Origin of the sequence: Candidatus Desulforudis audaxviator MP104C (genome assembly GCF_000018425.1) — a bacterium.
Taxonomy (GTDB): domain Bacteria; phylum Bacillota; class Desulfotomaculia; order Desulfotomaculales; family Desulforudaceae; genus Desulforudis; species Desulforudis audaxviator.
Map to the genome: position 1 here is coordinate 1,478,920 of NC_010424.1, position 24,526 is coordinate 1,503,445.

23 protein-coding genes, 1 tRNA gene, 1 pseudogene and 1 other annotated feature are annotated in these 24,526 nt (G+C 61.3%); of the genes and pseudogenes, 8 read left to right on the plus strand and 17 right to left on the minus strand.

Annotation, left to right across the window (positions count from 1 at the left end):
• Positions 1–67: 67 nt before the first annotated feature.
• On the plus strand, positions 68–199 hold the full coding sequence (locus DAUD_RS12945; RefSeq protein WP_278183768.1) for a hypothetical protein: 132 nt from the start codon (positions 68–70) through the stop codon (positions 197–199).
• 79 nt (positions 200–278) lie between these two features.
• Here DAUD_RS12945 and DAUD_RS07065 read toward each other — a convergent pair whose 3' ends face one another.
• On the minus strand, positions 279–704 hold the full coding sequence (locus tag DAUD_RS07065; protein WP_012302490.1) for a peptidylprolyl isomerase: 426 nt from the start codon (positions 702–704) through the stop codon (positions 279–281).
• Between the two features lie 168 nt (positions 705–872).
• Here DAUD_RS07065 and DAUD_RS07070 point away from each other — a divergent pair, with 168 nt between their 5' ends.
• The gene (locus DAUD_RS07070; RefSeq protein ID WP_012302491.1) at positions 873–2,474 is read left to right on the plus strand and encodes a DEAD/DEAH box helicase; all 1,602 of its coding nucleotides are present in this window, start codon (positions 873–875) and stop codon (positions 2,472–2,474) included.
• 623 nt (positions 2,475–3,097) lie between these two features.
• On the opposite strand, the gene DAUD_RS07075 is transcribed toward DAUD_RS07070, so the two are convergent.
• Positions 3,098–3,172 (minus strand) — tRNA-Val (locus DAUD_RS07075).
• Between the two features lie 93 nt (positions 3,173–3,265).
• On the minus strand, positions 3,266–4,297 hold the full coding sequence (locus DAUD_RS07080; protein WP_166485143.1) for a D-alanyl-D-alanine carboxypeptidase family protein: 1,032 nt from the start codon (positions 4,295–4,297) through the stop codon (positions 3,266–3,268).
• A gap of 224 nt (positions 4,298–4,521) precedes the next feature.
• On the opposite strand from DAUD_RS07080, the gene pdaB reads away from it, so the two are divergent.
• A complete protein-coding gene (gene pdaB / locus DAUD_RS07085; RefSeq protein WP_012302493.1) occupies positions 4,522–5,277 on the plus strand; it encodes a polysaccharide deacetylase family sporulation protein PdaB in 756 nt (251 codons plus the stop codon).
• Between the two features lie 60 nt (positions 5,278–5,337).
• Here the strand turns inward: pdaB and DAUD_RS07090 are convergent, their stop codons facing one another.
• The 3 genes from DAUD_RS07090 to DAUD_RS07100 all read right to left on the minus strand — a co-directional run bounded on the left by DAUD_RS07090 (position 5,338) and on the right by DAUD_RS07100 (position 8,080).
• A complete protein-coding gene (locus DAUD_RS07090; RefSeq protein WP_012302494.1) occupies positions 5,338–5,832 on the minus strand; it encodes a YhcN/YlaJ family sporulation lipoprotein in 495 nt (164 codons plus the stop codon).
• Between the two features lie 207 nt (positions 5,833–6,039).
• Positions 6,040–6,642: a DedA family protein gene (locus DAUD_RS07095; RefSeq protein ID WP_012302495.1), complete on the minus strand. Its 603-nt coding sequence runs from the start codon at positions 6,640–6,642 to the stop codon at positions 6,040–6,042.
• Between the two features lie 73 nt (positions 6,643–6,715).
• Positions 6,716–8,080: a cyclin family protein gene (locus tag DAUD_RS07100; protein WP_012302496.1), complete on the minus strand. Its 1,365-nt coding sequence runs from the start codon at positions 8,078–8,080 to the stop codon at positions 6,716–6,718.
• A 213-nt stretch (positions 8,081–8,293) separates the two neighbouring features.
• Between DAUD_RS07100 and polA the strand changes: the two genes are divergently transcribed.
• The 5 genes from polA to DAUD_RS07125 all read left to right on the plus strand — a co-directional run bounded on the left by polA (position 8,294) and on the right by DAUD_RS07125 (position 13,743).
• The gene (gene polA / locus DAUD_RS07105; RefSeq protein WP_012302497.1) at positions 8,294–10,930 is read left to right on the plus strand and encodes a DNA polymerase I; all 2,637 of its coding nucleotides are present in this window, start codon (positions 8,294–8,296) and stop codon (positions 10,928–10,930) included.
• Complete coding sequence (gene mutM / locus DAUD_RS07110; protein ID WP_012302498.1) at positions 10,909–11,739, plus strand: DNA-formamidopyrimidine glycosylase; 831 nt, start codon at positions 10,909–10,911, stop codon at positions 11,737–11,739. Before polA ends, mutM begins: the two co-directional genes overlap by 22 nt.
• Before the next feature lie 163 nt (positions 11,740–11,902).
• Positions 11,903–12,505, plus strand: coding sequence for a sporulation membrane protein YtaF (gene ytaF, locus DAUD_RS07115; RefSeq protein WP_242647911.1), 603 nt, complete (start codon positions 11,903–11,905; stop codon positions 12,503–12,505).
• A 98-nt stretch (positions 12,506–12,603) separates the two neighbouring features.
• Positions 12,604–13,197 (plus strand): dephospho-CoA kinase, encoded by a 594-nt coding sequence (gene coaE, locus DAUD_RS07120; RefSeq protein ID WP_012302500.1) that lies wholly within the window; start codon positions 12,604–12,606, stop codon positions 13,195–13,197.
• Between the two features lie 6 nt (positions 13,198–13,203).
• Positions 13,204–13,743 carry a lytic transglycosylase domain-containing protein gene (locus DAUD_RS07125; protein WP_012302501.1) on the plus strand — a complete coding sequence of 180 codons (540 nt, stop codon included), beginning with the start codon at positions 13,204–13,206 and terminating at the stop codon, positions 13,741–13,743.
• Between the two features lie 8 nt (positions 13,744–13,751).
• Here the strand turns inward: DAUD_RS07125 and ileS are convergent, their stop codons facing one another.
• From ileS to DAUD_RS07180, 11 genes and pseudogenes are all read right to left on the minus strand, one after another.
• Positions 13,752–16,544 (minus strand): isoleucine--tRNA ligase, encoded by a 2,793-nt coding sequence (ileS, locus tag DAUD_RS07130; protein WP_012302502.1) that lies wholly within the window; start codon positions 16,542–16,544, stop codon positions 13,752–13,754.
• A 57-nt stretch (positions 16,545–16,601) separates the two neighbouring features.
• Positions 16,602–16,859 (minus strand) — a binding site (T-box leader).
• 34 nt (positions 16,860–16,893) lie between these two features.
• Positions 16,894–17,127, minus strand: a pseudogene (locus DAUD_RS11595) (DUF167 domain-containing protein); the annotation flags it as partial.
• A gap of 135 nt (positions 17,128–17,262) precedes the next feature.
• Positions 17,263–17,928: a DivIVA domain-containing protein gene (locus tag DAUD_RS07140; RefSeq protein ID WP_049752584.1), complete on the minus strand. Its 666-nt coding sequence runs from the start codon at positions 17,926–17,928 to the stop codon at positions 17,263–17,265.
• Positions 17,929–17,940: 12 nt separating this feature from the next.
• Positions 17,941–18,195, minus strand: a complete 255-nt coding sequence (locus DAUD_RS07145; protein WP_012302504.1) for a YggT family protein — start codon at positions 18,193–18,195, stop codon at positions 17,941–17,943.
• Positions 18,192–19,019: a pyrroline-5-carboxylate reductase gene (proC, locus tag DAUD_RS07150; protein WP_012302505.1), complete on the minus strand. Its 828-nt coding sequence runs from the start codon at positions 19,017–19,019 to the stop codon at positions 18,192–18,194. Before proC ends, DAUD_RS07145 begins: the two co-directional genes overlap by 4 nt.
• Before the next feature lie 15 nt (positions 19,020–19,034).
• Positions 19,035–19,457, minus strand: coding sequence for a cell division protein SepF (locus DAUD_RS07155; protein ID WP_456298427.1), 423 nt, complete (start codon positions 19,455–19,457; stop codon positions 19,035–19,037).
• A 2-nt stretch (positions 19,458–19,459) separates the two neighbouring features.
• Complete coding sequence (locus DAUD_RS07160) at positions 19,460–20,164, minus strand: YggS family pyridoxal phosphate-dependent enzyme (protein WP_012302507.1); 705 nt, start codon at positions 20,162–20,164, stop codon at positions 19,460–19,462.
• A gap of 389 nt (positions 20,165–20,553) precedes the next feature.
• Entirely contained in the window at positions 20,554–21,219 is a 666-nt protein-coding gene (phoU, locus tag DAUD_RS07165; RefSeq protein ID WP_456298449.1) for a phosphate signaling complex protein PhoU, read from the minus strand.
• Between the two features lie 98 nt (positions 21,220–21,317).
• Positions 21,318–22,073: a phosphate ABC transporter ATP-binding protein PstB gene (gene pstB / locus DAUD_RS07170; RefSeq protein ID WP_012302509.1), complete on the minus strand. Its 756-nt coding sequence runs from the start codon at positions 22,071–22,073 to the stop codon at positions 21,318–21,320.
• A 423-nt stretch (positions 22,074–22,496) separates the two neighbouring features.
• On the minus strand, positions 22,497–23,831 hold the full coding sequence (locus DAUD_RS07175) for an ATP-binding protein (RefSeq protein ID WP_012302510.1): 1,335 nt from the start codon (positions 23,829–23,831) through the stop codon (positions 22,497–22,499).
• Complete coding sequence (locus DAUD_RS07180) at positions 23,828–24,523, minus strand: response regulator transcription factor (RefSeq protein ID WP_012302511.1); 696 nt, start codon at positions 24,521–24,523, stop codon at positions 23,828–23,830. The genes DAUD_RS07175 and DAUD_RS07180 overlap by 4 nt, the downstream gene beginning before the upstream one ends.
• Between the last annotated feature and the right edge of the window lie 3 nt (positions 24,524–24,526).

Genomic DNA, 24,526 nt, shown 5'->3' on the forward strand with positions numbered 1-24,526 from the left:
AGCATTGGTCCAATTCATTTAAAAGATTGATGATCATAATACTTTCCTTTGGAAGGGGAGGCGCATAATGCAGGAAAGCCCCAGACTGGTCATCATCGGCGGCGTTGCCGCCGGCCCGAAGGCCGCCGCCCGCGCCCGCCGGCTTCTGCCCAAGGCCCACATCCGGAATGCTGTAGGGGCCAGACCTTTAGTTTCTTAGTTACCGAATATTCAGTAACTAAAGGTGGGTGCTTTGGTTTTTGGTTGCGCCGCGACGTTCATTGTGCCGGCGCCGCCTGTTATTCTTCTTCCACCGTCACCCTAGTCATCCGGTCTCCCTGCTTGATCCGGTCCACCATGTCCTGCCCCTCGATCACCTGACCGAACACGGTATGGACCCCGTCCAGGTGCGGAAAAGCGTCGTGGCAAATGAAGAACTGGCTGCCGCCCGTGTTCCGCCCCGCATGGGCCATGGAGAGAGCGCCCCGGACGTGTTTCTTCGGGTTGATCTCGCACTTGATGGTGTAACCGGGCCCACCGGTGCCGTTGCCCTTGGGGCAACCACCCTGGATGACAAAGCCCGGGATTACCCGGTGAAAAGTGAGTCCGTCGTAGAAACCCTGTTTGATCAGCTTGGTGAAGTTAGCCACGGTATTGGGGGCTTCCTTTTCGAACAGCTCCACTACGATCTTGCCCTTTTCGGTTTGGATGACGGCTTTGCCCAATCGAGCCCCTCCTGTCAGTACGTTTTCCCCTCATTATAACCGTCATCCTCACCGTTGACCAACGGCTGGCTTATTTTTAATCGGGCTTCGTGCGGGTGCAGGGAATACTCTTCCAGACGTGGAAGAAAGGCGATGCAATACACTAGTTGAATCCGGGAGGTTATAAATGTGGGTAAGAAAAGTGCTTCGGCAAGCTTTGCCGACCTGGGCGTAAGCCCTGAAATCTTGAGGGCCGTAGACGACATGGGTTTCGAGGAACCCTCGCCGATCCAACTCCAGACTATTCCCCAGCTTTTGGACGGCCGGGACCTGGTCGGTCAGGCCCAGACCGGCACGGGGAAAACGGCGGCCTTCGCTATTCCCCTGTTGATGCGCCTGCAGGCCAGGCGGGGCTGGCCGCAGGTCCTGGTAATGACACCGACCCGCGAACTGGCCATCCAGGTGGCGGAGGAGTTCGCGCGTGTCGGCCGGTACACGAACACCCGGGTACTGCCCGTCTACGGGGGCCAGAGCATCGGCCGGCAGATCAAAACCCTGCAGCGCGGCGTGGACGTGGTGGTGGGCACCCCGGGCCGGGTGCTGGACCACCTGAACCGGAAGACGCTCCGGCTGGAACAGCTGCAGGCGGTGGTGCTGGACGAGGCCGACGAAATGCTGGACATGGGGTTCATCGACGACATTGAGAGCATCCTCAACGCCACTCCGCCCAGCCGCCAAACGCTCCTATTCTCGGCCACCATTCCGGGGCCCATCGCCCGGCTGGCCGAAAAGTACATGCGCACGCCCGTCCACGTGAGTATCAACCCCGAGTACGTGGCCGCGCCGGACATCTGGCAGGTTTACTACGAACTCAGGAACATCGACCATCTGGAAGCGTTGTGCCGGATTTTGGACGCCGAGGCCGTGGAAAGGGCCATCATCTTCTGCCGGACTAAGCGCCGGGTGGATGAACTCGCCGAGGCCCTACGTTCCCGTGGCTACTCGGCCGACCATATCCATGGGGACCTCGAGCAAAACCAGCGCAACCGGGTGATGGGCGCCTTCCGCGAGGGGGAGATCGACCTTCTGGTGGCCACCGACGTGGCCGCCCGCGGAATTGACGTGCAGAACATCTCGCACGTGATCAACTACGACTGCCCGCAGGACCCGGAATCGTACGTGCACCGCATCGGCCGGACCGGACGCGCCGGTCGGACCGGTACGGCCATCACCCTGGTTTACCCCAAAGAACTTCCCCTGCTCCGCACAATCCAGCGCCTGGTTAAGGTGCGGATCGAACGGCACCCGATCCCCTCACTCGCCGATGTGGTGGACCGCCGGATGGAGATCTGGCGGCAACGCTTGCTGGAAGCGCTGGGCACCGGCAACCTGACCCCCTATCGGACTCTGGTTCAGGAACTCAGCGGGGAATACGACCCGATGGAGGTGGCCGCCGCCGCTCTGAAGCTGCTGGCCAGGGACCAGGGGACCGCGGGCCCGGACGTGCGCCCGCCGCGCGCCGAAAAGTTCGGGGGCACCGGGGCCGAGGAAGGCATGGTGCGGTTTTTCATGAATATCGGTCGGAACCAGGGTGTCACCCCGGCCGATATTGTGCGCGGTGTCGCCGAACAGGCACGTATCCCGGGCGGCGTGATCGGGGCAATCGACATCTACGACAACTTCACCTTCCTGGAGGTGCCCGAGGAGGTGGCCCACCAGGTCGCCGCCGCGATGCGGAACGCCGCCATCAAGGGCTGGAACGTGAACCTGGAACCGGCGCGCCCACGGTGATTCACGGCCTCCAATAGTTCACTCTTCTGCTCTCCCGCCGTGGCAAACACGACATACCCCAGGGGATCGATCAGCACCAGCGTGGGCCAGGCCCGGGCGCCTGCCGTATACGACCGGCCTCCTGAGGACCACACGCTGCATTCGCCCACCAGTCCACTGCGTTCTTCCAAACGTCGAGTTTTTCCCCTCGGGGAGGCAGTGGGTTGCCGCAAACCATGGGTATCATCAAGCGCGGCCCGGCGACAGCGCCGTAGAGAACCCCGAAATGGCTATATAATCCTGCTGCACGACGGGCGCCTTGACCGCCAGGCCACAGGCCATCCCCCTCATCATCCGGGGCTTGAAAGAGCGGGGCTTCGGGTTCGCAAAAACGGCTACAAGCCTTGCGTACGCCGAAACGGTCTTCGTTTTTCTGCACCCTTTTTTCTCTTGGAAGACGCCTTTGCAATGATCAGCAAAATCGTGGATTTGCCCCCGGCGAATGCTCAACCAAGTCTGTGACCGTATGACCTGATCCCGTTCCGGATGAGGAACAGGAAAGCAATGTGGCAAGCATAAGGCGGCTAGGTCATTTGGAGAAACAGAATCCCAGGCTCAAAAGCCTTGGGATTCTTTGTCTGAAGTGGTGGGCGGGGTAGGAATTGAACCTACGACCTTCTGCGCGTCAAGCAGACGTTCTCCCACTGAACTACCCGCCCGTTGTACACCCCATTATGCCTGAGTTCGACCCTTTTGTCAAGCCGGGCTTCACCCGGGGCAGGTTCACCCGGGTTGCGGTTTACCCGGGCGGATCACCGGAGGCGCGTGTACCAGGGCTTGCGGGCCACCCTGTAACCGGCCGTGAGGTCGACCTGTCCCAGCAGGCGCCCGTTGATCCGGAAGGCCATTTCGCCCAGCTTTTCACCGGGGGCGATCGGGGCCTCGAGTGTCTTTTTCAACCGGACTTCTTTCTCCAGCGCGGGGAGTTGTGCCTCGGGAATGTAAAGCCTCACGGTCTCAGCCGGCACCACGATCACGTCGGGCCGGACACCCTCGCGGACCAACAACCGGGTGATCTGGTCTCCCCGGGTGGCCACCTCGACCGGTTCGAGCGCAAAACCGTAGGTCAGCAGCCGGCGGGCGTCCAGGTACCGGCCGTCGCTGTGCAGCACCACGGCCAGAACCCGGCGGCCGTCCCTGGTGGCCGAGGCGATCAGGCAGTGGCCGGCGGCCGATGTCGTGCCAGTTTTCACCCCGTCGATCCCCTCAAAATCCGAGCGGAGCAGCCGGTTGGTGTTCCGGATGGTCCGCTTCCGGTCTGAGTCGCGCCAGTAGACGGTGATTTCCCTGGTCCGGACCAGGGCGGCAAACTGCGGAATGCGCAAGGCGTACCGGGTGATCTCAGCCAGGTCTGCGGCCGTGGAATAGTGGTTCGGGTGGGTGAAGCCGTGGGTATTCATAAACCGGGTGTCGTGGGCTCCCAACTGCCGCGCTTTCAGGTTCATCCACCGGACAAAAAGGTCGTAGTCCCCGGCGACATGCTCGGCAATGGCGATGGTGCTGTCGTTGGCCGACATTATCAGGGCCGCCTTCAACAAGTTCTCCAGGGTGATTTTCTCCCCGGCCCGGAGGTCGATGACGCTCCCCCGCCCGAACCGGGCCGCCCTTTCGCTCACGGTAACCACGTCCCCGGGCCGACCCGCTTCCAGCGCGACAATAGCGGTCATCACCTTGGTCAGGCTCGCGGGGTCCTTCCGCTGTCTTTCGTTTTTTGCGAAAAGCACGTGCCCGGTCTCAACGTCGACCAGGACGGCGGCGTCGGCGGTGACTCTTGGCGGCTTCATGGTTGAATCTGCTGATGGTTCTGCAGAAGCTGACTGCGGCCCTAGTAAGGCAAATACTACGATTAGCAAGGTCAGACTCGTCCTTGCCAATAATTTCATTTGTTATCACCCCCTTGCACTATTCTCTCGCCGCGATAACATTTTCTTGCGCGCGCAGTGTGGACATATCTGTCTGAGGTGGGAAATATAACTTACAATAATGTTCGAAAAGGCGGTGGTTCCCCGTGCGTATTTACGTCGTCAGTTCCCGCAACTTGAAGCGGAACCTGATTGTGGCCGCCGTGCTGGTGCTTGCGGCCGCAGCTTTCACCTCGGTCATGGTGCGCCAACCTATGGCTGTCGTGCCCACGCTCACCGAGCACTCCGGTATCGTTTACAAGGTCAAAACCGGGGACCCGGTAGTGGCGCTCACCTTCGATATCAGTTGGGGCGAGAAGGTGCCGCAGCAGGTGCTGGACATCTTGAAACAGGAGGACGTCAAGTGTACTTTTTTCCTGTCCGGCCCCTGGGCCGTTAAACACCCCGAAATCGCCAGGCGGATTGCGGACGACGGGCACGAGGTCGGCAGCCATGGCTGGCGGCACGTAAATTACAGCACTTTTTCGGATGAGGTGATTAAGGAGGAGATCGCCAAGGCCCACAAGGCGCTCGAGGAAACGACCGGGCGCACGCCCGCCCTCATCCGGACCCCGAACGGCGACTGGAACGAGCGGGTGGTCAAGGCCGTCTCCGAAGCCGGCTACCGGGCAATCCAGTGGAGTGTTGATTCGCTGGACTGGAAGGACATCGGAGCGCAGGCGAGCACCAAACGGGTGCTGGACCGGGTTGAACCGGGGGCGGTCATTCTGATGCACGCCAGCGACAGCGCCGAACAGACTCCCGACTCGCTCCCGGGCATTATCAAGGGTTTGAAGGAAAAGGGCTACACGCTGGTCACCGTTTCGGAATTACTGAAACACGGCCGCGGCGTGGCCGAATAGCCGCACGCCGCGGCCCGGAAAACTCGAAGCCGCAGTACTTTTACTGCGGCTTCGCCGTTGTTACCGGGTTATCGGGGTGGAGCGTCGGTTGATTTCCGCGAACTCCCTCTGAAAAGCGCTGACCGGTTCCCCCCTGCGGACCCCGGCCGCGATCCTTTCCAGGCGGGCAAACGTATCCATATCGGTGGTCACCATCACCCGTTCGATGCGCGGTTCGGCCTGCCGAACCCTTTTTGCCGCTTTCCGCTTGACCTCATTGGTGCGTTTACCCTCCATCCCTTCCTCGAGGTTCAGGCCGACGTAGGCCGTGGTGCCGGCCAGTACCACGGTGGCCCTGTTCACACCGGGTGTATCGGCGGCGGTTTTGGCCAGCCTGTCGGCCAGTCGGCCCGCCTCACGCGGGTCATTGGGCAACGCCTGCCGGGCTTCCGGAGGAGCTTGTTCCGGCGGCCCCGGGCGTCGCGCGATGTCGCAGCCGGCCAGAGCACCCACCAGCAGAATCACCCCCAACAGGGCGGCGACCAACACCAGGAGTCTATTCCTTCTATGGTCCATTATCTCCCTCCTTCCTGTTTGAACCTAGTATTCGCCCGCGCCGGGCAGCCATACCCTTGTTCCGAAGGTAATTAATCCCCGGCCTGCCAGTCGGAACCCGCCCGCCTGAGCCAGGACTGCTCCAGGTGTCCAATAAATGTTCACTCCCTGTGATTTGGAATATCCGTTTTAGTGTGGACCGTCCGCGACAAGTTAAACTGACAAAACCTACCGGCGGGACCGCCACCACCAGAACAGCCCGGCAGCGATGAGGAAAAAGATCACCAGCACGTCCAGGCGGTGGAACCACGGTTTCAGCTGGTGCCAGTTTTCCCCGAGCACCACACCCACGTACGTCAGGGCGATGCTCCAGAGCAATGACCCGGCAAATGTGTAGGCCACGAAGCGTTTGAAGTTCATCCGGGAAATGCCCGCCGGGAGCGAGATGAACGTCCGCACCACCGGCAGGAGACGGGTGAAGAATATGGCGGCCTCACCGTAACGGTCAAACCAACGGTCGGCCATATCCAGCTTATCTGGCCCTATCCCAACATACCGGCCGTAGCGGAGCACCAGCGGGCGTCCCCCCACCGAACCGATGAGATAGGAAACCGACGAACCGGCCGTCCCGCCGAGGGTTCCGGCGAGCACCACGCCCCAGAAACTCAGGTGGCCCTGGCTGACCAGAAACCCGCCGAACGGCAGGATGATTTCGCTCGGCAGGGGTATATTGGCGCTTTCCACGGCCATCCCGACCGCCACTCCCCAGTAGCCCAGGGCGGCGATGGCATCCGTCAACTGGAGAAAAAACCGGTCCAACCACGCCGTCATAGCCATACCCCCTGTGGCAATCCTATGCGACTCCGAAAGAAAAAAACCCCTCGAAGAGGGGGTGTGAACTGAGCTAGGGTTTGAGTTCGTGTAGTATCCGATAAATCAGGGGTTCGATTTTCATCAGTTCGGTGCTGGGCATGGAAACACCCCGCTGCGGTGGCAGCGCCTGGCAGAGTTTGCGGAAGTTATTCGAAACGGATGAGGCTGAAACCCCGAATAGCCGGGCCAGCCGGTGCTGGCTGATCATCTTCCGGCCCTCCCTGCGGATGACCGCGTAAATCACGGCCGCCGTCCAGGCCGGGGGTTTGCGCAAGTGGGGGCGTTCCTGGCAACAGAAGTCGTGCCACAAGCGCAGGGCGGTGCTTTTCGTGTCCTCCCGGCTGTACCCCAGGTGTTCAAGGCCGGATGTGATCTGGGAAGCCACCTCGGCGTAGGTTTCCTCAGGCCAGGCGAAACCGTCGAAGCCCCGGTCACACTGCGGTGCCCCCGACGCGGATCGTGAACGGCCCACGCCCAAGAACCGGCGGACCTTGCGGATTTCTTCGGCGCTCTGGATCAGCCGGAGCAATTCCTCCACCTGCTCCCGCCCTTCACTGGTGGCGCAGACCTGTCTTAAGGTGTCTCCCTGGAGAAAAGATAGCAATGAAGGCACCGTGGTCGACCCGTCCTCACGTCCCCAAAAAGGCGCCGGGGCGCTCAAGCCCAGCCCCAGGCGGACGATGTGCCCGTTTAGCCGGTGTGCCTGGAGACGCAGGTAGCTGTTCCAGGTGCGGTCTTCAACCGGGCGGCGGTCCCGCTTCCACTTCCGGAAGTCCTTTTTCAGCCAGTCGGCCAACTCCGCCTTGAACGCGGCTGCAACGCCGATGGCACTGGTGGAAAACTCGTACTCTTCTCCCACCTTGAGCAACCGCACGTAAAGCACGCTGCCGGGTACGATGTCATCCCGGACCCCTCGTTCCCGGACGTACACAGTCTCTCGGGAAATCAGGTTTTCCAAGGTGACTCCCTTGCCGGGAAAGACGGTTTTCACCTCGAATAAACTGCTGCGCGCCTCTTGCCAAAGCACCAACAGCACCGCTTGCGCGAACGGGAGCTTCGGTCCGCAGACCTCTCCGAACAACTCGATCAACGACTGCCCGCTGGAAAGGGGGTAGTCGAAAATAAACCACTCAAAGCAACGCTCGATGATCAGGTCATCATCCAGAGCCCGGAGGTCTTCGTCCAGTTGCGCAAAGTAGACCTCCTGGGCTGAGGCCGCCTCCCTCAAAAACACTACTTCTTCGGCAAACTCTCCCAGCTTTCTCCGGAGCTCGGCACTGGCCCGGCGCCACTTGACCTGAGCCAGAGAAACGACTTTCTCCGGTTTCCCACAGCACTCGCGGTAATTACGGTCACAACCACAGGGACATTGCCGGTCTGGGCTTTTGATGGTCAAACCTCCTCTGCGCCTTGAATTATAACGAAACCCTGGTTCCTCAAGAGTGTATTCGACTCCCGGGACAAGTCTCCTGCCCTGGACGCCCGTTAAAATTCCCTTTGAAAACCAGGATATTCTCGGGTGGGCGAAGCTTCTCGGCCCGGCAAAAGCGGCAGGTATCGGTACCAGGGCCGGTGAAATAATACACCAAACCAGAGAGAAGGTGTTCCGATGGCCAAGTTTCTTGTTATTGATGGGAATAGCCTTTTGCACCGGGCCTACCACGCTATTCCACCGCTTACTACCTCCGGCGGCCTGCCCACCAACGCCGTGTATGGTTTCACCAACATGCTTTTGCGGGTCATCACCGAGGAGCAGCCGGATATGATCGCGGTGGCCTTCGATAAGGGCCGGATCACTTTTCGCCACGACACCTTCCAGGAATACAAGGCGCAGCGTCCCCCGATGCCGGACGATTTGCGCCCCCAGTTACCCATACTCAAGGACGTGCTCGGGGCCTTGCGGATCTCGATCCACGAAGCCGAGGGTTACGAGGCCGACGACATCATCGGCACCCTGGTCCGAGTGGCCAGCGAGAACGGGCACGACTCCCTGATCCTGACCGGGGACAAAGACATCCTGCAGCTGGTCGGACCCCACACCCAGGCCCTGCTTACCCGCAAGGGCATCACGGAGCTGGAACGGTACGATATGGCCAAGACGCGGGAACGCTTCGGGATCACTCCGGCACAGTTGGCCGATCTGAAGGGCTTGGTCGGCGACCCTTCCGACAATATCCCCGGTGTGCCGGGCATCGGCCCAAAGATAGCCGCGAGACTGCTCGCTGACCACGGCCGGCTGGAGTCGGTGTTGGAAAACCTGGACGGGCTCCCCCCCCGCGTCCGGCAGCAACTGGAGAACTTCGGCGACCAGGCCCGGATGTCCAAAAAGCTGGCGACTATTGACACCGGGGTCCCCGGACTGGGAAAAGAAGACCTCAAGGTCTGGCCGGGCCCGGACAAGCCGGCCTTGCTGGAGATTTTCAACAAGCTGGAGTTCCGGAGCCTGGTGCGCCGAATCACCGAGGCCCCCGTCACCGGCGGTGTTCCCGCCGGGAAGCCGGTGGAGGCGTTCAGCCCCGACTATCGGCTCCTGGACGGACCCGACCACCTGGAGACCCTGCTCGATCAGGCCCGCCGGGCCGGCGCGGTGGCTGTCGCCTACGCACGCGGCCGAAGCGGCATCGAGGCACTGGGCTTCAGCGTGGAAGCAGGAAACTACCTTTTGCCTTTGGGCGCAGCCGACCTGGAGATCCTGGCGGGCGTGCGCAGGCTCTTCGCCGACGCGGCGGTGGCCAAGCACATGCACAACGCCAAGGACTTCTTGCGCTGGGCCCCGGATTTTGATCTCGCAAATATCTGCTTTGACAGTATGGTGGCCGCTTACCTGGTAAACCCTCTGGCGGCCAACCAACAACTGGAGGATGTGGTCCACCAGTATCTGAACCTGGTGTTGGTCCCTGACGGTCCCGCCGCCCCGGCGACCGCCGCGGACTGCATCCGGAGGCTTTATCCGGTTCTGCGGGCCGAGTTGCGCGGGTATGAACTCGATTACCTCTTTGACCGGGTCGAACTGCCGCTGACCCGGGTGCTGGCGGACATGGAACTGGCCGGTGTGGCCGTGGACCGGGACCAGCTCGAGGCGCTGTCGGAGGAGTTCGGTACCCGGGCCGGGGAACTCGCCGCCCGGATTTGCACCCTGGCCGGGGAGGACTTCAATCTCAATTCCCCCCGCCAGTTGGGCTACATCCTGTTTGAAAAGTTGGGGCTTCCGGCCGGCAAGAAAACCAAGACCGGCTACTCCACCGACGCCGGAGTGCTGCTGGACCTGGCTGAAAAGCATGAAATCGCCGCCCTGCTCTTGGAGTACCGCCAGCTGATCAAGCTTAAAACCACCTACGCCGACGGACTGGCCGCCCTGGTGGACCCCGCGACTGGGCGGCTGCATACCACCCTACACCAGACGGTGACCAACACGGGAAGATTGTCGTCGGCCGAGCCGAACCTTCAGAACATCCCAATCCGGATGGAGGAGGGCCGGCGGATCCGCAAGGTGTTCATCCCGCGCGACCCGGCCCGCGTGCTCCTGACCGCGGACTATTCCCAGATCGAGCTGCGCATTCTGGCTCACCTTTCGGGGGACCCGGCACTGATCACCGCTTTCCGGGATGAACAGGACATCCACGCCCGGACGGCCGCCGAGGTCTTCGGCGTGCCGCTGGAGATGGTCACCCCGGAGATGCGAAGCCGGGCCAAAGCGGTCAATTTCGGCATCATCTACGGGATCAGCGATTTCGGGCTGGCCCGGGATCTAAAGGTGACCCGGGCGGAAGCCAGGGAGTACATCCAGAGGTATTTCGCCCGCCTGCCCGGGGTAAAGGAATACATAGACACCGCAATCCGTTCGGCCCGGGAGCGCGGCTACGTGACCACGGCCTTGAACCGCCGCCGGCCTCTTCCCGAGTTGTTCAGCGCCAACCACACCGTGCGGAGCTTCGGAGAACGGGCCGCGGTCAACACGCCGATTCAGGGCACCGCGGCCGACATCATCAAGCTGGCCATGGTGAAGATCCACGCCCGAATGCGGGAGCGGAACCTGAAAACGCTGATGATTTTGCAGGTACACGACGAACTGCTTTTCGACGTGCCGGCGGAGGAAGTGTGTACGGTGGCCCCGCTCGTCAAAGCCGAAATGGAAACCGTGCTGCCGCTGAACGTGCCCCTGACTGTTGATCTGAAAATCGGACACAACTGGTATGAAGTACGGAAAATGGACGAGGTGACCCAATGCCTGAACTTCCTGAAGTAGAAACCATCGTGCGCGATCTGGGGGCCCGGCTGACCGGACTGATGGTGGAACGGGCCGAGGTGCTGCTGCCCAAGGTGGTGGCCGCTCCGGCACCGGAAGAATTCGCGCGCCTGATTGCGGGGCGGAAAATCCTGGGCTTGAGCCGGCGTGGGAAGTACATCCTGATCGAGTTGTCGAGGGGCTGGGTGCTGATCCTACACCTGCGCATGACCGGACAACTGGTGTACACCACTGTTTTGGAGCCTTTCCCCAAACATACTCATCTGGTCCTTCACCTGGATCAGGGGGTGCTGCGGTTCACCGACCTGCGCCAGTTCGGCCGGGCCAGCCTCGTGCCCGCGCGGGAGGTGCGGCGCGTGCCCGGGCTTCGGGAATTGGGGGTGGAACCGCTCGGTGCCGAATTCGTGAAGGAAGATTTCATCCGCAAGCTGGCCCGGTCACGGCGGATGATCAAGCCCCTGCTCCTCGACCAGACCTTCCTGACCGGATTGGGAAACATCTACACCGACGAGGCGCTGCACCGTGCCGGGATTCACCCCGAACGGCGCGCCGCCGACCTGGACACCCGTGAGGCGGGGACCCTGTACCGGGCGATCCGGGAAGTGCTGGCGGAGGGAGTGGCCTTTAGAGGCACCAGTGTCCAGCACTACGTCGACGGTTCCGGGCAGCGGGGCCGGTTTCAGGAGATCCTGCGGGTCTACGGCAAAAAGGGGGTCCCCTGCCCGGTCTGCGGCGTGCCGATTGAGCGCATCCGGTGCGGGGGGCGCGGCACCCACTACTGCCCGGAGTGCCAACCTTTTGAGAGGTGAGAGGTGGGAAGTGAGAAGTGAGAGGTTGGAGGTAAGATAGAAAGCTAAAACCATTCAGTCTCCGACGTTCGGCCCGGGAGAGTTACCCAAGCACCAAAGCTTTACCCCTCCCATAGTCTAGAAAGTGAAAAGTGGCCCGTGGAGGGTGTAAGGCTTGGAATTAGTGGCTTTGTTGGTTTTTGGGTTCGCATTGAGCCTGGACGGCTTTGGTGCCGGCCTAGCTTACGGGTTGCGTCAAATCAGGGTCCCCATAGTGTCGATGGTTATTATCAGCCTGACCTCGGGACTGGCGATCAGTGTTTCCCTGCTCTTGGGGCATTTGGCGGCTCAGGGAATCCCCCCGGATCCGGCCCGGCACCTAGGGGGGGCGCTTTTGATTTTGCTGGGGTTCTGGATTTTGCTCCAGGCCCTGCGCAGTTCCACCCGGAAGACGCTGAGCATTCGGATTCCTCAGTTGGGGATGGTCATTCAGGTGCTTCTGGAGCCGCTGGATGCCGACATGGACGGTTCCGGGTGCATTTCCGCCCGGGAGGCGGCGGTGTTGGGAGTAGCCTTGGCGCTGGACGCCTTCGCCGCCGGGTTCGCCATCGCGCTGTCGGGCCTGTTTTCCGTGTTCGTGCCCTTGTTCGTGGTGGTCGGGTTGTTTGTGCTGCTGCACCTGGGCATGGTGATGGGGGAGCGTTCCGCCCACCTCCTGAGCGACAAGTTCAGCCTCCTACCCGGCTGCCTGCTCATCGTCCTGGGTGTGTTGCGCACAATCGCGTAGGTTTGGCCGTCCTCGGCTTTCAATGATAGAATCGGGATAGAGGCGGCCCGCAGAAGGCATAGTTTACAGTTGCCTCGATAGAACGGGATGGGTGCTTTGTGAAGATTATTGGACTTACCGGTGACGCCGGTAGCGGTAAGAGTGCGGTAGCCCGGATCCTCGCGGAATTGGGCGCCACCGTGCTGGACGCCGACCGTGTCGCCCGCCGGTTGACTGAACCGGGGACGCCCGTGCTCGCCGAAATCGCCCGGGTGTTCGGCCAGGGGATTCTCAAACCTGACGGTGCCTTGGACAGGCCCCGCCTGGCGGCTCGCGTTTTTACCGATCCCGAGGAACGCGATATTTTGAACCGGATCATCCATCCCCCGGTCCAGGCGATTCTGGAGCAGGAGATCGCCGCGGCCCGCGACGGCGGCCTCGGGGTGCTGGTGGTCGAAGTGCCCCTGCTTTTGGAAACCGGGCTGGACAAGCTGGTGGATGAGGTCTGGCTGACCGTGGCCGATCCAGAGGTGAAGCTTGAGCGCCTCAAGGCGCGGGGCCTTACTCCCGAGGTGGCCGCCGGGATTCTCGCCGCCCAGATGCCCCAGGAGCTGAAGGCAGAACACGCGCACCGGATAATCGACACTAATGGGTCCTTGACAAGGACCAGGCAGCAGGTTATAAAGTATTGGACCGAAATCAAGCCGGAGTGATCGGTATTGAAGAAACTTGGGATCTTGCTCCTCATCCTGCTGGTGATCCTGGCCGTCAATGTTGAACGCATCGGGCGTCACTATTATCCCTTCCCCCACCAGGAACTGGTTTTCCACTACGCCCAACTGCAGCAGCTCGACCCCTATTTTGTAGCCGCCGTGATCAAAACCGAGAGCAACTTCCGGCCCGGGGTGGAATCCCCCAAGGGGGCCCTGGGCTTGATGCAGATCATGCCTGAAACGGGCCGCTGGATCAGCGAACAGATTGGGGTGGATGAGTTCGAGCCCGAGGTCTTGAACGACGTCGAGACCAACCTGATGTTCGGCACCTGGTACCTAGCGCACCTGTATGAAGAGTTCGGCCAAGACCCCATCCTGGTCCTGGCCGCATACAACGCCGGGCGCGGCAACGTCCAGGCCTGGCTCCGCGAGGATCGCTGGACCGGAGAAGCCCGGAACCTGGAGCAGATTCCCTTCCCCGAAACCCGGCAGTTCGTGAGAAAGGTCCTGTTCCACTACCGCATCTACAATTTCCTCTACCGCTAGGAGTCAAACTAAAGGTTTAACCCTGATAGGACGGTGGCACAACGGGGGCAGATTTCGGGGTGTTCCGGGTCGACACCGGTTTCGCCGTAGGTCCAGCAGCGCACGCACTTGGTGCCGGGAGCACGACGCACGGCCACCTTAAGACCTGCCACGGTCCCGGAAACGGCCTCTTCTCCTCCCGCCTCCGCCGCCGGCAGTACTCTTACCGACGAGGTGACAAAGATCACCGGGAGCTGGACAGTGTTCTCCCGGAGAAACTCCAGGAGTTCGGGCTCGGCGTAGAGCACCGCTTCCGCCTCCAGCGCGTCCCGGATGAGCTTTTCCTGCCGGGCGGCCTCCAGCGCCCGGAGCACGTCCTGGCGCACGGCCAGGAGTCGTTCCCAGCGCCGTTCCAGTTCGTCGTCCAGGTATTCCGGGTTTGGTTCCGGCATCTCCAGGAGCTGCACGCTCGGCGGTTTTTTCCCGTTGGCCGGGAAATGACCCCAGACCTCCTCCGTCGTGTAGGCCAGCACCGGCACCAGCAGCCGGACCAGGGAGTCCAGCACGGCGTAGAGCACAGTCTGCGCCCCCCGGCGGTTGACCGATCGGGCCGGTTCACAGTACAGCCGGTCCTTGATCACGTTTAGGTAGAAGGCGCTCAAGTCGGTGACGCAGTAATTGTAGAGCGTGTGGTAAACCTGGTGGAACTCGTACTCCCGGTAGGCCCGCAGCACCCGGTCCGTGACCCGGTGCAGTTTCAGCAGGGCGTACCGGTCGAGTTCGGTCAGTTCCGTGTAGGCCACCGTGTCCCGGTCGGGATCGAAGTCCTGCAGGTTGCCCAGCAGAAAACGGAAGGTGTTCCGAATCTTCCGGTAGGCCTCGGACATTTGTTTCAGGATACCCGGGGACACCGCGAGATCTCCCCGGTAATCCGCCGAGCACACCCACAGCCGCAGAATGTCGGCACCCAACTCCTTGAGGACTTCCATCGGCTCGATCACGTTGCCCAGCGACTTGGACATCTTCCGTCCCTGTTCATCGACCACGAAGCCGTGGGTGAGTACCGCCCGGTACGGCGGCTCGCCGGTGACGGCCACCGCGGTGGTGAGCGAGGAATTGAACCAGCCCCGATGCTGGTCGCTCCCCTCCAGGTACATGTCCGCCGGCCACTGCAGATCCGGCCAGTAGTCGGGCTGAGTAAGCACCGCCCAGTGGCTGGACCCCGAGTCGAACCACACATCCATGGTATCCAATTCCTTCGTAAAATCCCCCCGCCCCCGGCAGTGTGGGCACACCAGACCGGGCGGCACCAATTCCGCAGCTTCCCAGGCGTACCAGACGTCGGAACCGTGTTCGGCGAAAAGCCCTTTCAGATGACTGATGGTTTCGTCTGTGATGACGGCCCGGCCGCAGTCACCGCAGTAAAAAATGGGGATGGGGACGCCCCAGACACGCTGCCGCGAAATGCACCAGTCGCCGCGGCCGGCGACCATCCCGCGGATCCGGTCCCGCCCCCAGCCCGGAATCCACTGCACCCGGTCGATAGCTTCCAGGAGGTGCCTGCGGAACCCGTCAATGGAAGCAAACCACTGCTCGGTGGCCCGGTAAAACACTGGGTGCTTGCACCGCCAGCAGTGCGGGTACTGGTGCCGCATCCGCGAATACCCCACCAGCGCCCCGCGCGCCTCCAGTTCCCGCACCACCACCGGGTTGGCGTCAAGGTAGAAGATGCCGTCCAGGTTTCCGGCCTCGGCGGTGAAGTAACCCTTCCCGTTGATCGGCGAGATGACCGGCAGGTTGTAGCGTTGGCCCAGCGCGAAGTCCTCCTCGCCATGACCAGGCGCGATGTGCACGCAGCCGGTGCCCTGCTCCAGGGTCACGTAGTCGGCCAGCACCACCACCGAATCCCGCTCGACGAAGGGGTGACGGCAGACCACCCCCTCCAGTTCTTCCCCGCGGTACTCCCGTTCGACCCCGGCCCCGGGGTCTCCCAGCAACTCCCGGAAGTTCCCGGCCAGATCCCTGGCCACCAGGTAGGCCCGGCCTCCGCTCCTCAGGAGCACATAGGCGTATTCCGGATGCACGCAGATGGCGACGTTGGACGGAATCGTCCAGGGCGTCGTGGTCCAGATGACGATGGCCGCGTCTTGGTCCGGTAACAGCCCGCGGCCGTTAACCACCGGAAAGGCGACGTGGATGGACGGGGACTCCTTTTCCGCATATTCCACTTCGGCCTCGGCCAGCGCGGTCTCGCAGTCCGCGCACCAGTACACCGATTTCAGGCCCTTGTATATGTAGCCCCGTTTGGCCATCTCACCAAAGACCTCGATCTGGCGGGTTTCAAAGTGGGGCTGCAGGGTTAGGTAGGGGTTGTGCCATTCACCACGCACCCCCAGCCGCTTGAACTCCGCACGCTGGATATCCACGAATTTTAGGGCGTACTCCCGGCACATCCGCCGGAACTCGACCGGACTCAGCGCGCTCCTTTTGATTTTCAGCTGCTTGATGGCCTGCTGTTCGATGGGCAGTCCGTGGGTGTCCCAGCCTGGGACATACGGCGCGTTGTAGCCGTCCATGGATTTGAACTTGACCACTATGTCCTTCAGGATTTTGTTGAGCGAAGTGCCCAGATGGATGTGGCCGTTGGCATACGGCGGGCCGTCGTGCAGGATGAACTTGGGCCGCCCGGCATTCTTGGCCTGCACCAACTGGTAGACTTCGATTTCGTCCCAGAACCGCCCGATTTCCGGTTCCCGTTGCGGCAGATTGGCGCGCATCGGAAATTCAGTGGTCGGAAGGTTGAGGGTTTTGCTGTAATCCATTTGCTGGTTTCCTCCTTAAAAACTCGGGACTGTCCTAAAAAAACAAACCCCCACACCCTAAGGGGCGAGAGGTCTTCCCGCGGTACCACCCTAATGCGCCGGCCGATCCCCCGGACCGGGCGGCCTCACGTTTGCCGTTATCGGCGGCCAACCGGCAGAACTTACTGAAAACGGTCCTTTTTCAAGATCCGCTTTCGCGTTCAGTCCTGCGCCTCACGGGTGATTTTCCGCCAGAATCCGGTACCCGGCTCTCACCATCCCAGGTTCGCTGAAACCGGTGCCTTACTGGGTACTCTTCCCGGTCATCGGTCATCTTTCACGTTTTCTAGACGCCTATTATATTCGAACTTCACTCCGGCGTCAACGCCAGCCGCAAGCAGGCCGGACCGCATCGGCGCTCAGCCCTTCCACCAACACCGCCCTTGCGCCGGCCGGGACGCCCGAAGAGCATTCGAACCGCGATCGGCGCCACCTCCAGCAAATCAGCCAGAAAGCAACAAAGGGCCTCATTTACCCTGCCTTCCACCGGAGGCAAGGTGATCCGGATCCGCAAGGCCTCCTGGTGCACGCCCGCAATCCCATTTCTGGACGCGCGGGACTATAGCCAGACGGACAGGACACACCCCTGCGGATCATTCCGTATCACCATAAATACCGGCCCGGCCTTTCCACTACCGTTTGCACGAGTCGGATGAATACCGCCGGTGATGCTCCATAACTAGGACTTACCGCCGGATATTGGCTTCAATTGCCGGGTTTCGGGCTGCGGCTCGGTTCTCCCGGCTTCGGGCTCGGCTACCTCTATATCATTCGCAGTCACTACCTGCCCGTTCCAGGTCACCCCAAGTTCCTGATTATCCAGCAACTCTAGCTGGGCCTCCAGAAAAGCACGGAACTTGTCCCGAAAAGCCTTAATGTGCCATTTCAACCGCCGGTACTCCTGAAGAAGCTCGTCAACCTGACGGTGGGCCGTTTCTAGAGACTGCTCAGCCTGTCGGTGTGCCTGCAGGTTAATATCTTCGGCCTTTCGACGGGATTCTTCAAGGAGCAACTCAGCCTTTTGCATCGCCTCGTGGCGAATTGCCTCGGCCGCAGCACGGGCCTCTTGGCGGATCATGTCCGCTTCCTTCTGCACGTTTTCCTTCAATTCCTGAGCGGTCTTCTGGGCGAATACCAGGGTCTGCTGTAAGGCGTTTTCTATCTCCCGGTAGTTGGAAACGTTCTGTTCCGCCCGTTCCACGGCACTTTTCAGTTCATCGTTTTCCTTGATCAGCGTTTCAATCGCCGCCGCAACCTGGTCCAGGAAGGTGTCCACTTCCTGGTCATCATAGCCCCGGAAGCAGCGCCTGAATTCCTTTTTCTTAATTTCCAACGGTGTGACCATCATATACCCCACCTAAATCAGGAGTGTTATGATTACCAAGCGGATCAGGCTCAAGACCAGTATGGCCACAATGGGGGAAATATCGATCATTCCGAGCGGAGGGATGACGCGCCGGAAGATGTTCAGGTAGGGATCCGTAAGGTCGTATATGAACCGGACCACCGGGTTGTATGGGTTGTGCGGAATCCAGGAAAGCAGAATCCGGCTGATGATCAGTAAGGTGTAGACGCTGAACGCCGTATTGATTACGTCGACTAAGAAGTTCATGATCCACCCCGCTCATCGATCTCCCGGGCCCGTGCGGTCGCTTCTTCCACCGCTCGCTGTAACGCGGCCCGCACGGCCCCCTCCTCCAGGGCAAACAGACCGGCCGCCGTTGTTCCGCCCGGGGTGGTAACCATATCTTTCAACCGTCCCGTGTGTTCACCCGTCTCCAGCACCATCTTTGCCGCCCCGTACATAGTCTGGGCGGCCAGCATGACGCTGATATCGCGTGGCAGGCCCATCCTCACGGCCCCGTCGGCCAGGGCTTCGAGAACCAGGAACATGTAAGCCGGGCCGCTGCCGCTCAAACCCGTCACGACGTCCAGTAGCCGCTCCTCGACCTGGACCGTCCGGCCCACCGCCTCCAGCACGGTCCGGGCCCGGGCCCCGTCGCGGGGACCGGCGTAACGCCCGAGGCAGTATGCGCTCGCCGCCGCGCCCACCAGGGCCGGCGTGTTGGGCATCACCCGGATCACCGGGAAGCCTTCCCCCAAACTTTTTTCAATGTATTCCAGGCTCACCCCGGCCGCGATACTGATCACCGTCTGAGACGGCCGCAGGCCGGGCCTGATCTCGGCGGCCACGTCGCCCACCACATGCGGCTTGACGGCCAGGATCAGCACGTCGCCAAATTCCACCAGCCGCCCGTTCTCCGCCACGGTCCGGATCCCGGTTTCCCGTTCCAGATACTCCCGCCGCGGCCCGTGCACCTCGCTAACCATCAGTTCGGCCGGGGAAAGCGTGCCGGCCGCGAGCAAGCCCCGCACCAAGGCCTCCCCCATGGCCCCGCCGCCGACGATACCGACTTTGAAACGCTCTTCGGTCAAGCTATAACACCCCTGCTACTTAATCCAGGGGAATATCCCCCGTTCCAGCGCCTGTGTTTTGCCTTCGATGTCCACGTTGTTGGGCACGAACAGGAAGATTCCCCCGCCCACCTTTTGCTGGGCTCCGTTCAACGCCAGGGTAGCGCCGCTCACAAAATCAACGATCCGCCGGGCGATTTCGGTGTCCACGTGTTCCAGGTTTACGATTACGGGACGCCGGTTCTTCAGATGCTCGGCGATTTCCTGGGCCTCGTCGAACGACCTGGGTTCCGCTACCACCACCCGCGTCTGCCGCTGCGCGTGGAGATTCACCACGGTAGCCTTCTTTCTGGGGTCCGGATTTTCCCGCGGCATCCGCTCCTCCGGCGCCTGCTCCGGTCCCTCCTCTTCAAAACCCATGAAATTCAGCACCCGGTCCACCAGTTTTCTCTTTTCCACCGTCAACCCTCCCTCAAAGTGCATTTTCGGGGGCCGAAAATGGCCGTGCCCACGCGGACTAGATTGGCTCCCTCCTCCACAGCGACCTCGTAGTCGCTGCTCATTCCCATCGAAAGATAGCGCCTCTCGAAGCCGGGTACCCCGGCCAACCCGTCAAAGAGCCGCTTCACTTCCCGGAAATAGGGGCGGGCCTGTTCCGGATCGTCGCAAAACGGTGCCATAGCCATTAATCCTTCAACCCGCAGACCCCTAAGTCCTGCCACCCGGTTGACAAAATCGCCCACCTTGACAGCTTCAACACCGAATTTGCCCTCTTCCGCCCCCACTTTCACCTGGACCAGCACCCGGAAGGGCTGTCCTTGTTCCCGGGCCCGACGGTCAAGTTCTTCCGCCAGCGACCAGCGGTCCAGGCTGTGGATTAGTTCCACCCGGCCCACCAGGTATTTTACCTTATTGCGCTGCAGGTGACCGATAAAGTGCCACCGCGGCCCCGGCACGTCCGGGTGTTTCCTTACCAATTCCTGCACCCGGCTTTCCCCGAAAATCTGTACGCCGGCCTCCATGGCCTTTCGGATCTGTTCCGGGCCGATGCTCTTGGAGACGGCCACCAGCCCGACGGTCTCCGGGTCACGCCCGGCACGCCGGGCTGCCGCGGCGATCCGCCGGCGGACCTGCTCCAGGTTGTGAACCACATCCACGATTTGCACGCCTGTCTTGCCCCCGATCGTGTCGGCCCTTCTAATAACGGATCAGCCACGGGTTGGTCACAAACCGGACCCCGTCTGTTAATCCCGTGCCTGACACTAGTGTTTCCCTTCCGATCTGACCTTCAGCCACCACTGGAACCCAACAGAGACTGCCCAGCGGCTTCCGGCCGTGATCGTGTCGGTTTGGACCAAAAGCCGGGCATCGAACGGCCACAACCAAGCCCAGGTCGCCCAACCGGTAAGCACCAGCACGCAAACCAGCCTTAGCACACGCCGGGCCGCTGACTTTAAGACTACTATAGACATAAGATAATTACCAGTAATTGTTTATGGCCTATTATTCTATGCCCTGGTGGTAAGTCCTGCGAAAAAACCCTTTCTAGGCTTTTTTAGTTCAGCTCTTTCCATTCTCCGGTGACCAGGTAGATTACTTCCTCACCAATGTTCGTCGCCCGATCCGCCAGGCGTTCCAGGTGGCGGGCGACCATGAGAAGGTACACCACGCAGGGGATGGTGTGGGGATTTTCTTCCATGTAGGTAATCAGATCCTGAAAGGTCAGGTTGTAGATTTCGTCCACGTCGTCGTCCATGAGGCACATCTGCCGGGCCTTCTCCACATCGCCATGCACGTAGGCATCCATGCCGTCCTTGACCATATGCTGGACGAGCCGCGCCATCCGGGGAATTTTCTCCAATGGCTTGGCGGGCATCCGCCCGCAAACGCACATCGCCGCCCGGGCGATATCCACGGCGTGATCGCCCATCCGTTCCAGGTTGATCAGGATTTTGATGCCGGTGACAATCACCCTGAGGTCCCGGGCCATCGGCTGCTGGGTCGCGATCAGCCGGATGCACCGGTTTTCGGTTTCGTACCGCATCCGGTCGATGGCGTCGTCCCCGGTGATAACGTCCCTGGCGATCAGTGGATCCTGTTTCAAGAGCGCCTCGAGGGCGTTGAAAATGCTCTGCTCGACCAGGCTGGCCATGCGCAGGATGTCGCGTTTAAGATCACTCAATTCAGCGTCAAAAGCGCGCCGATGGGACAACGGGATCACCCCAAGCTCAATTAACAAAGTAATTGGTCAAGTATAATAAGCATTGTATTAATGTATCATATGAATACTGAAAGGGCAAGAACTACTTGCTCAGCGGCTCAGCCGAAACGCCCGGTGACGTAGTCTTCCGTCCGTTTGTCTTTGGGTTTGGTGAACAGCTTATCGGTGACCCCGCATTCCACTACTTCTCCGTTCAGGAAGAAAGCGGTAATATCTGACACCCGAGCCGCCTGCTGCATGTTGTGGGTGACGATGATAATCGTGTAATTCTTCTTCAGTTCCTGAAGCAACTCCTCGATCTTCAGCGTCGAAATCGGGTCCAGAGCCGAGCTGGGCTCGTCCATCAACAGCACCTCCGGCTCCACCGCCAGCAGCCGGGCGATGCACAGCCGCTGTTGCTGCCCGCCCGAAAGCCCCAGCGCAGAGCGGAACAGGCGGTCACGGACCTCGTCCCAGAGGGCCGCGTCCCGTAGGCTGCGTTCCACGATCTCGTCGAGCCGCTGCTTGTTTTTCAAACCGTGAATCCGCGGTCCGTAGGCAACGTTGTCGTATACTGACATCGGGAAGGGGTTAGGCCGCTGGAACACCATCCCGACCCGCTTGCGGAGCTGCACCACGTCAACCTCCGGTCCAATGATATTCTGACCGTCAAGTAGCACTTCTCCCGACACCCGCACCCCTTCAATGAGGTCGTTCATCCGGTTCAAGACCCGCAGGAAAGTGCTCTTGCCACAGCCGGACGGCCCGATGAGCGCGGTGATCCGCCGCTCCGGAACGTCCATGCTGATGTCGGTCAGGGCTTGAAAATCTCCGTAGTGCAGGTTCAGGTTCCGGATCACGATCTTGTTCTCCATCCGTCTTTCGTCCTCCTAAGTTCTTGCCGAAAAGGCGCTTCTGGTAGATGCGCGCCGGAACCCGGTCATCAGGTTGAAAGCCGGCACCATGAACACCGGGAGGGCCGCGGTCCCGGCCGCGATTTCATTGGCATCGGGCCGGAGTCCTTCGGCCCGGACGTACTAGAGGTGAACCGCGAGTGTCTCTCCGGCCAAGAAGGGAAAGTGCCGCGACATGCTGACCCCGGCGGTGTAGACTAAAGGCAGTATCGCGGTTGAACCAACGGCGGTCACCGGACACGGAAAGCAGGAAAACAATGATCAAACCAGCAGCTTCTTAATCGGCACCGCCTTCAGACAATCTCCCCCAGCATAGTCTAGCACGTCTGTGTTAGTTAAATGTTAAGCTAGTATTAAGGCAATGTTAAAGCGAGTACCGGCCCTCTAGGCCGGCAGAAACATAGAAAAGGTTGTGCCCTTGCCGGGCTTGCTCATCACCCGTATTCTGCCGCCGTGACCCTCGACGATGTGTTTGACGATCGCCAGCCCCAGACCGGTGCCGCCCTGGGTACGGGCCTTGTCTCCCCGGAAGAAACGCTCGAAGATCCGGGGCAGGTGTTCCGGCGCGATCCCGGCGCCGGTATCCAACACTTCCACTTCCACCCCGCCCTCGGCCGCCGCGGCCCGGATGGTGATCTCGCCTTTTTCGGTGAATTTCACGGCGTTATCCAGCAGGTTGATGAACATCTGGGTCAAAAGCTTCTGGTCCCCGATGACCGGAGGTAGCCCGTCAGCGAGTTCCACCCGAAGCGCCACGCCTTTTTGCCGGGCGCGGGAGGCAAACGTGTCCACCGCCCGCTGCACGACCCCCGGCAATTCCACCGGCAACCGGCCGAACATGTTCCGCCGTTCCTCGATGGTGGCCAGTTTCAGCAGGTCGTCGACCAGTTCGGTCAGCCGGTCGGTTTCCTCCTCAATGATGCCCAGAAAACGGCGCGCCGTTTCCGGCTCGTTTATTGCGCCGTCCCTCAGCGCCTCAATGAACCCCCGAATGGAAGTCAGGGGCGTGCGCAGCTCGTGCGAGGCGTTGGCCACGAATTCGGTGCGCATCTGCTCCAGCTGACGGCGTTCGGTGATGTCCCGGAACAGAGCCACCACGCCGCCCTGGGGTCCGCGGAGCGGGGTCAGGTGCACCCGGAAAATGCGCGGCTCCGGTGTCAGGATCCGCAACTCCTGCTTCAGGGGCCGGCCGGAATCGAGAGCCTGGCGGAAGAGCCGGTCCAGTTCGTAGTCCCGGACCACCTCCAGCACCGTTCGGCCGAGGCTCGCTTCCTCGTTCAGGCCGAAAGCTTCTTCCACCACCGGGTTGATCAGGATCACCCGGGTCTCACGGTCGACGGCGATCACCCCGTCCGCCATGCTGTCCAGAATGGCCTGCATCCGGTTTTTCTCGTCGGTCACCAGGCTCAGCGTGCCCCGCAGGCGCTGGGCCATCTGGTTGAAGCTCTGGGCCAGCTTGCCGACTTCGTCGCCCTCGTACACCCGGATGGTTTTGTTCAGATCACCCTCCGCGATCTTCTCGGCCGTTTCGGCCACCTTGGAAAGCGGCAGACTGATGAACCGGGGAGCGAGGACGGCCATCGCCGCGGCGATCAGGATCCCTAGGGCCATCGCCGCTCCCGTGATGAGGAGGCCGGCGGCGGAAAGCGCCCACAGGAACATTATGGCGGCCGCCAGCAGCAGCAGGCTGAAAACCACCTGGTTCTGCATCCGTCTCATTCGCTCAACTCCCGGAAACGGTAGCCGACTCCGCGCACCGTTTCAATGTACTGGGGGCTTCCGGGCAGCCGCTGCAGCTTTTGCCGCACGTGACGGATATGCACGTCTACAGTGCGGGAATCCCCCGTATAATCATAGCCCCAGACCTTCTGGAGCAGCAATTCGCGGGAGAAAACCCGGCCGGGGCTCCCGGCCAATACCCACAATAACTCGAATTCGGTGGGCGTCAGTTGCTCCCGCTTTCCCGCCGCCTCCACCGCCAGGCGCTCCGGATCGACCACCAGGTCGCCGAACCGGGCCGTCTTCCGCGCCTCCTGTACCGGGACGTGACGGCGCAGCCGCGCTTTGACCCGCGCGACCAATTCCCGGACGCTGAACGGCTTGGTAATATAGTCGTCCGCGCCCAGTTCCAGGCCGAGCACGCGGTCCAGCTCCTGACCCCGGGCGCTGAGGATGATTACCGGGATATCCCGGGTGCGCTCGTTCTGGCGCAACAGGCGGCAGACGGTCAGGCCGTCCAGCCCGGGCAGCATAATGTCCAGGACCACCAGGTCGATCCGCCCGGTGTGGACCATTTCCAACGCCCGGTCGCCGTCGTTGGCCTCCACTACTTGAAAGCCCTCTTTCTCGAGGCCGTACCGCATCAGCTCGACAATGTGTTTTTCGTCCTCAACCACCAGAATCCTTGCCATTAC

Excerpts from the sequence above, each read along its gene's own strand:
- ileS (WP_012302502.1), bottom strand. The coding sequence starts at position 16,544 with ATGGATTACAGCAAAACCCTCAACCTTCCGACCACTGAATTTCCGATG.
- polA (WP_012302497.1), top strand. The coding sequence starts at position 8,294 with ATGGCCAAGTTTCTTGTTATTGATGGGAATAGCCTTTTGCACCGGGCC.
- DAUD_RS07140 (WP_049752584.1), bottom strand. The coding sequence starts at position 17,928 with ATGGTCACACCGTTGGAAATTAAGAAAAAGGAATTCAGGCGCTGCTTC.
- mutM (WP_012302498.1), top strand. The coding sequence starts at position 10,909 with ATGCCTGAACTTCCTGAAGTAGAAACCATCGTGCGCGATCTGGGGGCC.
- DAUD_RS07145 (WP_012302504.1), bottom strand. The coding sequence starts at position 18,195 with ATGAACTTCTTAGTCGACGTAATCAATACGGCGTTCAGCGTCTACACC.
- DAUD_RS07180 (WP_012302511.1), bottom strand. The coding sequence starts at position 24,523 with ATGGCAAGGATTCTGGTGGTTGAGGACGAAAAACACATTGTCGAGCTG.
- DAUD_RS07080 (WP_166485143.1), bottom strand. The coding sequence starts at position 4,297 with ATGAAGCCGCCAAGAGTCACCGCCGACGCCGCCGTCCTGGTCGACGTT.
- DAUD_RS07090 (WP_012302494.1), bottom strand. The coding sequence starts at position 5,832 with ATGGACCATAGAAGGAATAGACTCCTGGTGTTGGTCGCCGCCCTGTTG.
- DAUD_RS07175 (WP_012302510.1), bottom strand. The coding sequence starts at position 23,831 with ATGAGACGGATGCAGAACCAGGTGGTTTTCAGCCTGCTGCTGCTGGCG.
- pstB (WP_012302509.1), bottom strand. The coding sequence starts at position 22,073 with ATGGAGAACAAGATCGTGATCCGGAACCTGAACCTGCACTACGGAGAT.
- DAUD_RS12945 (WP_278183768.1), top strand. The coding sequence starts at position 68 with ATGCAGGAAAGCCCCAGACTGGTCATCATCGGCGGCGTTGCCGCCGGC.
- DAUD_RS07095 (WP_012302495.1), bottom strand. The coding sequence starts at position 6,642 with ATGACGGCGTGGTTGGACCGGTTTTTTCTCCAGTTGACGGATGCCATC.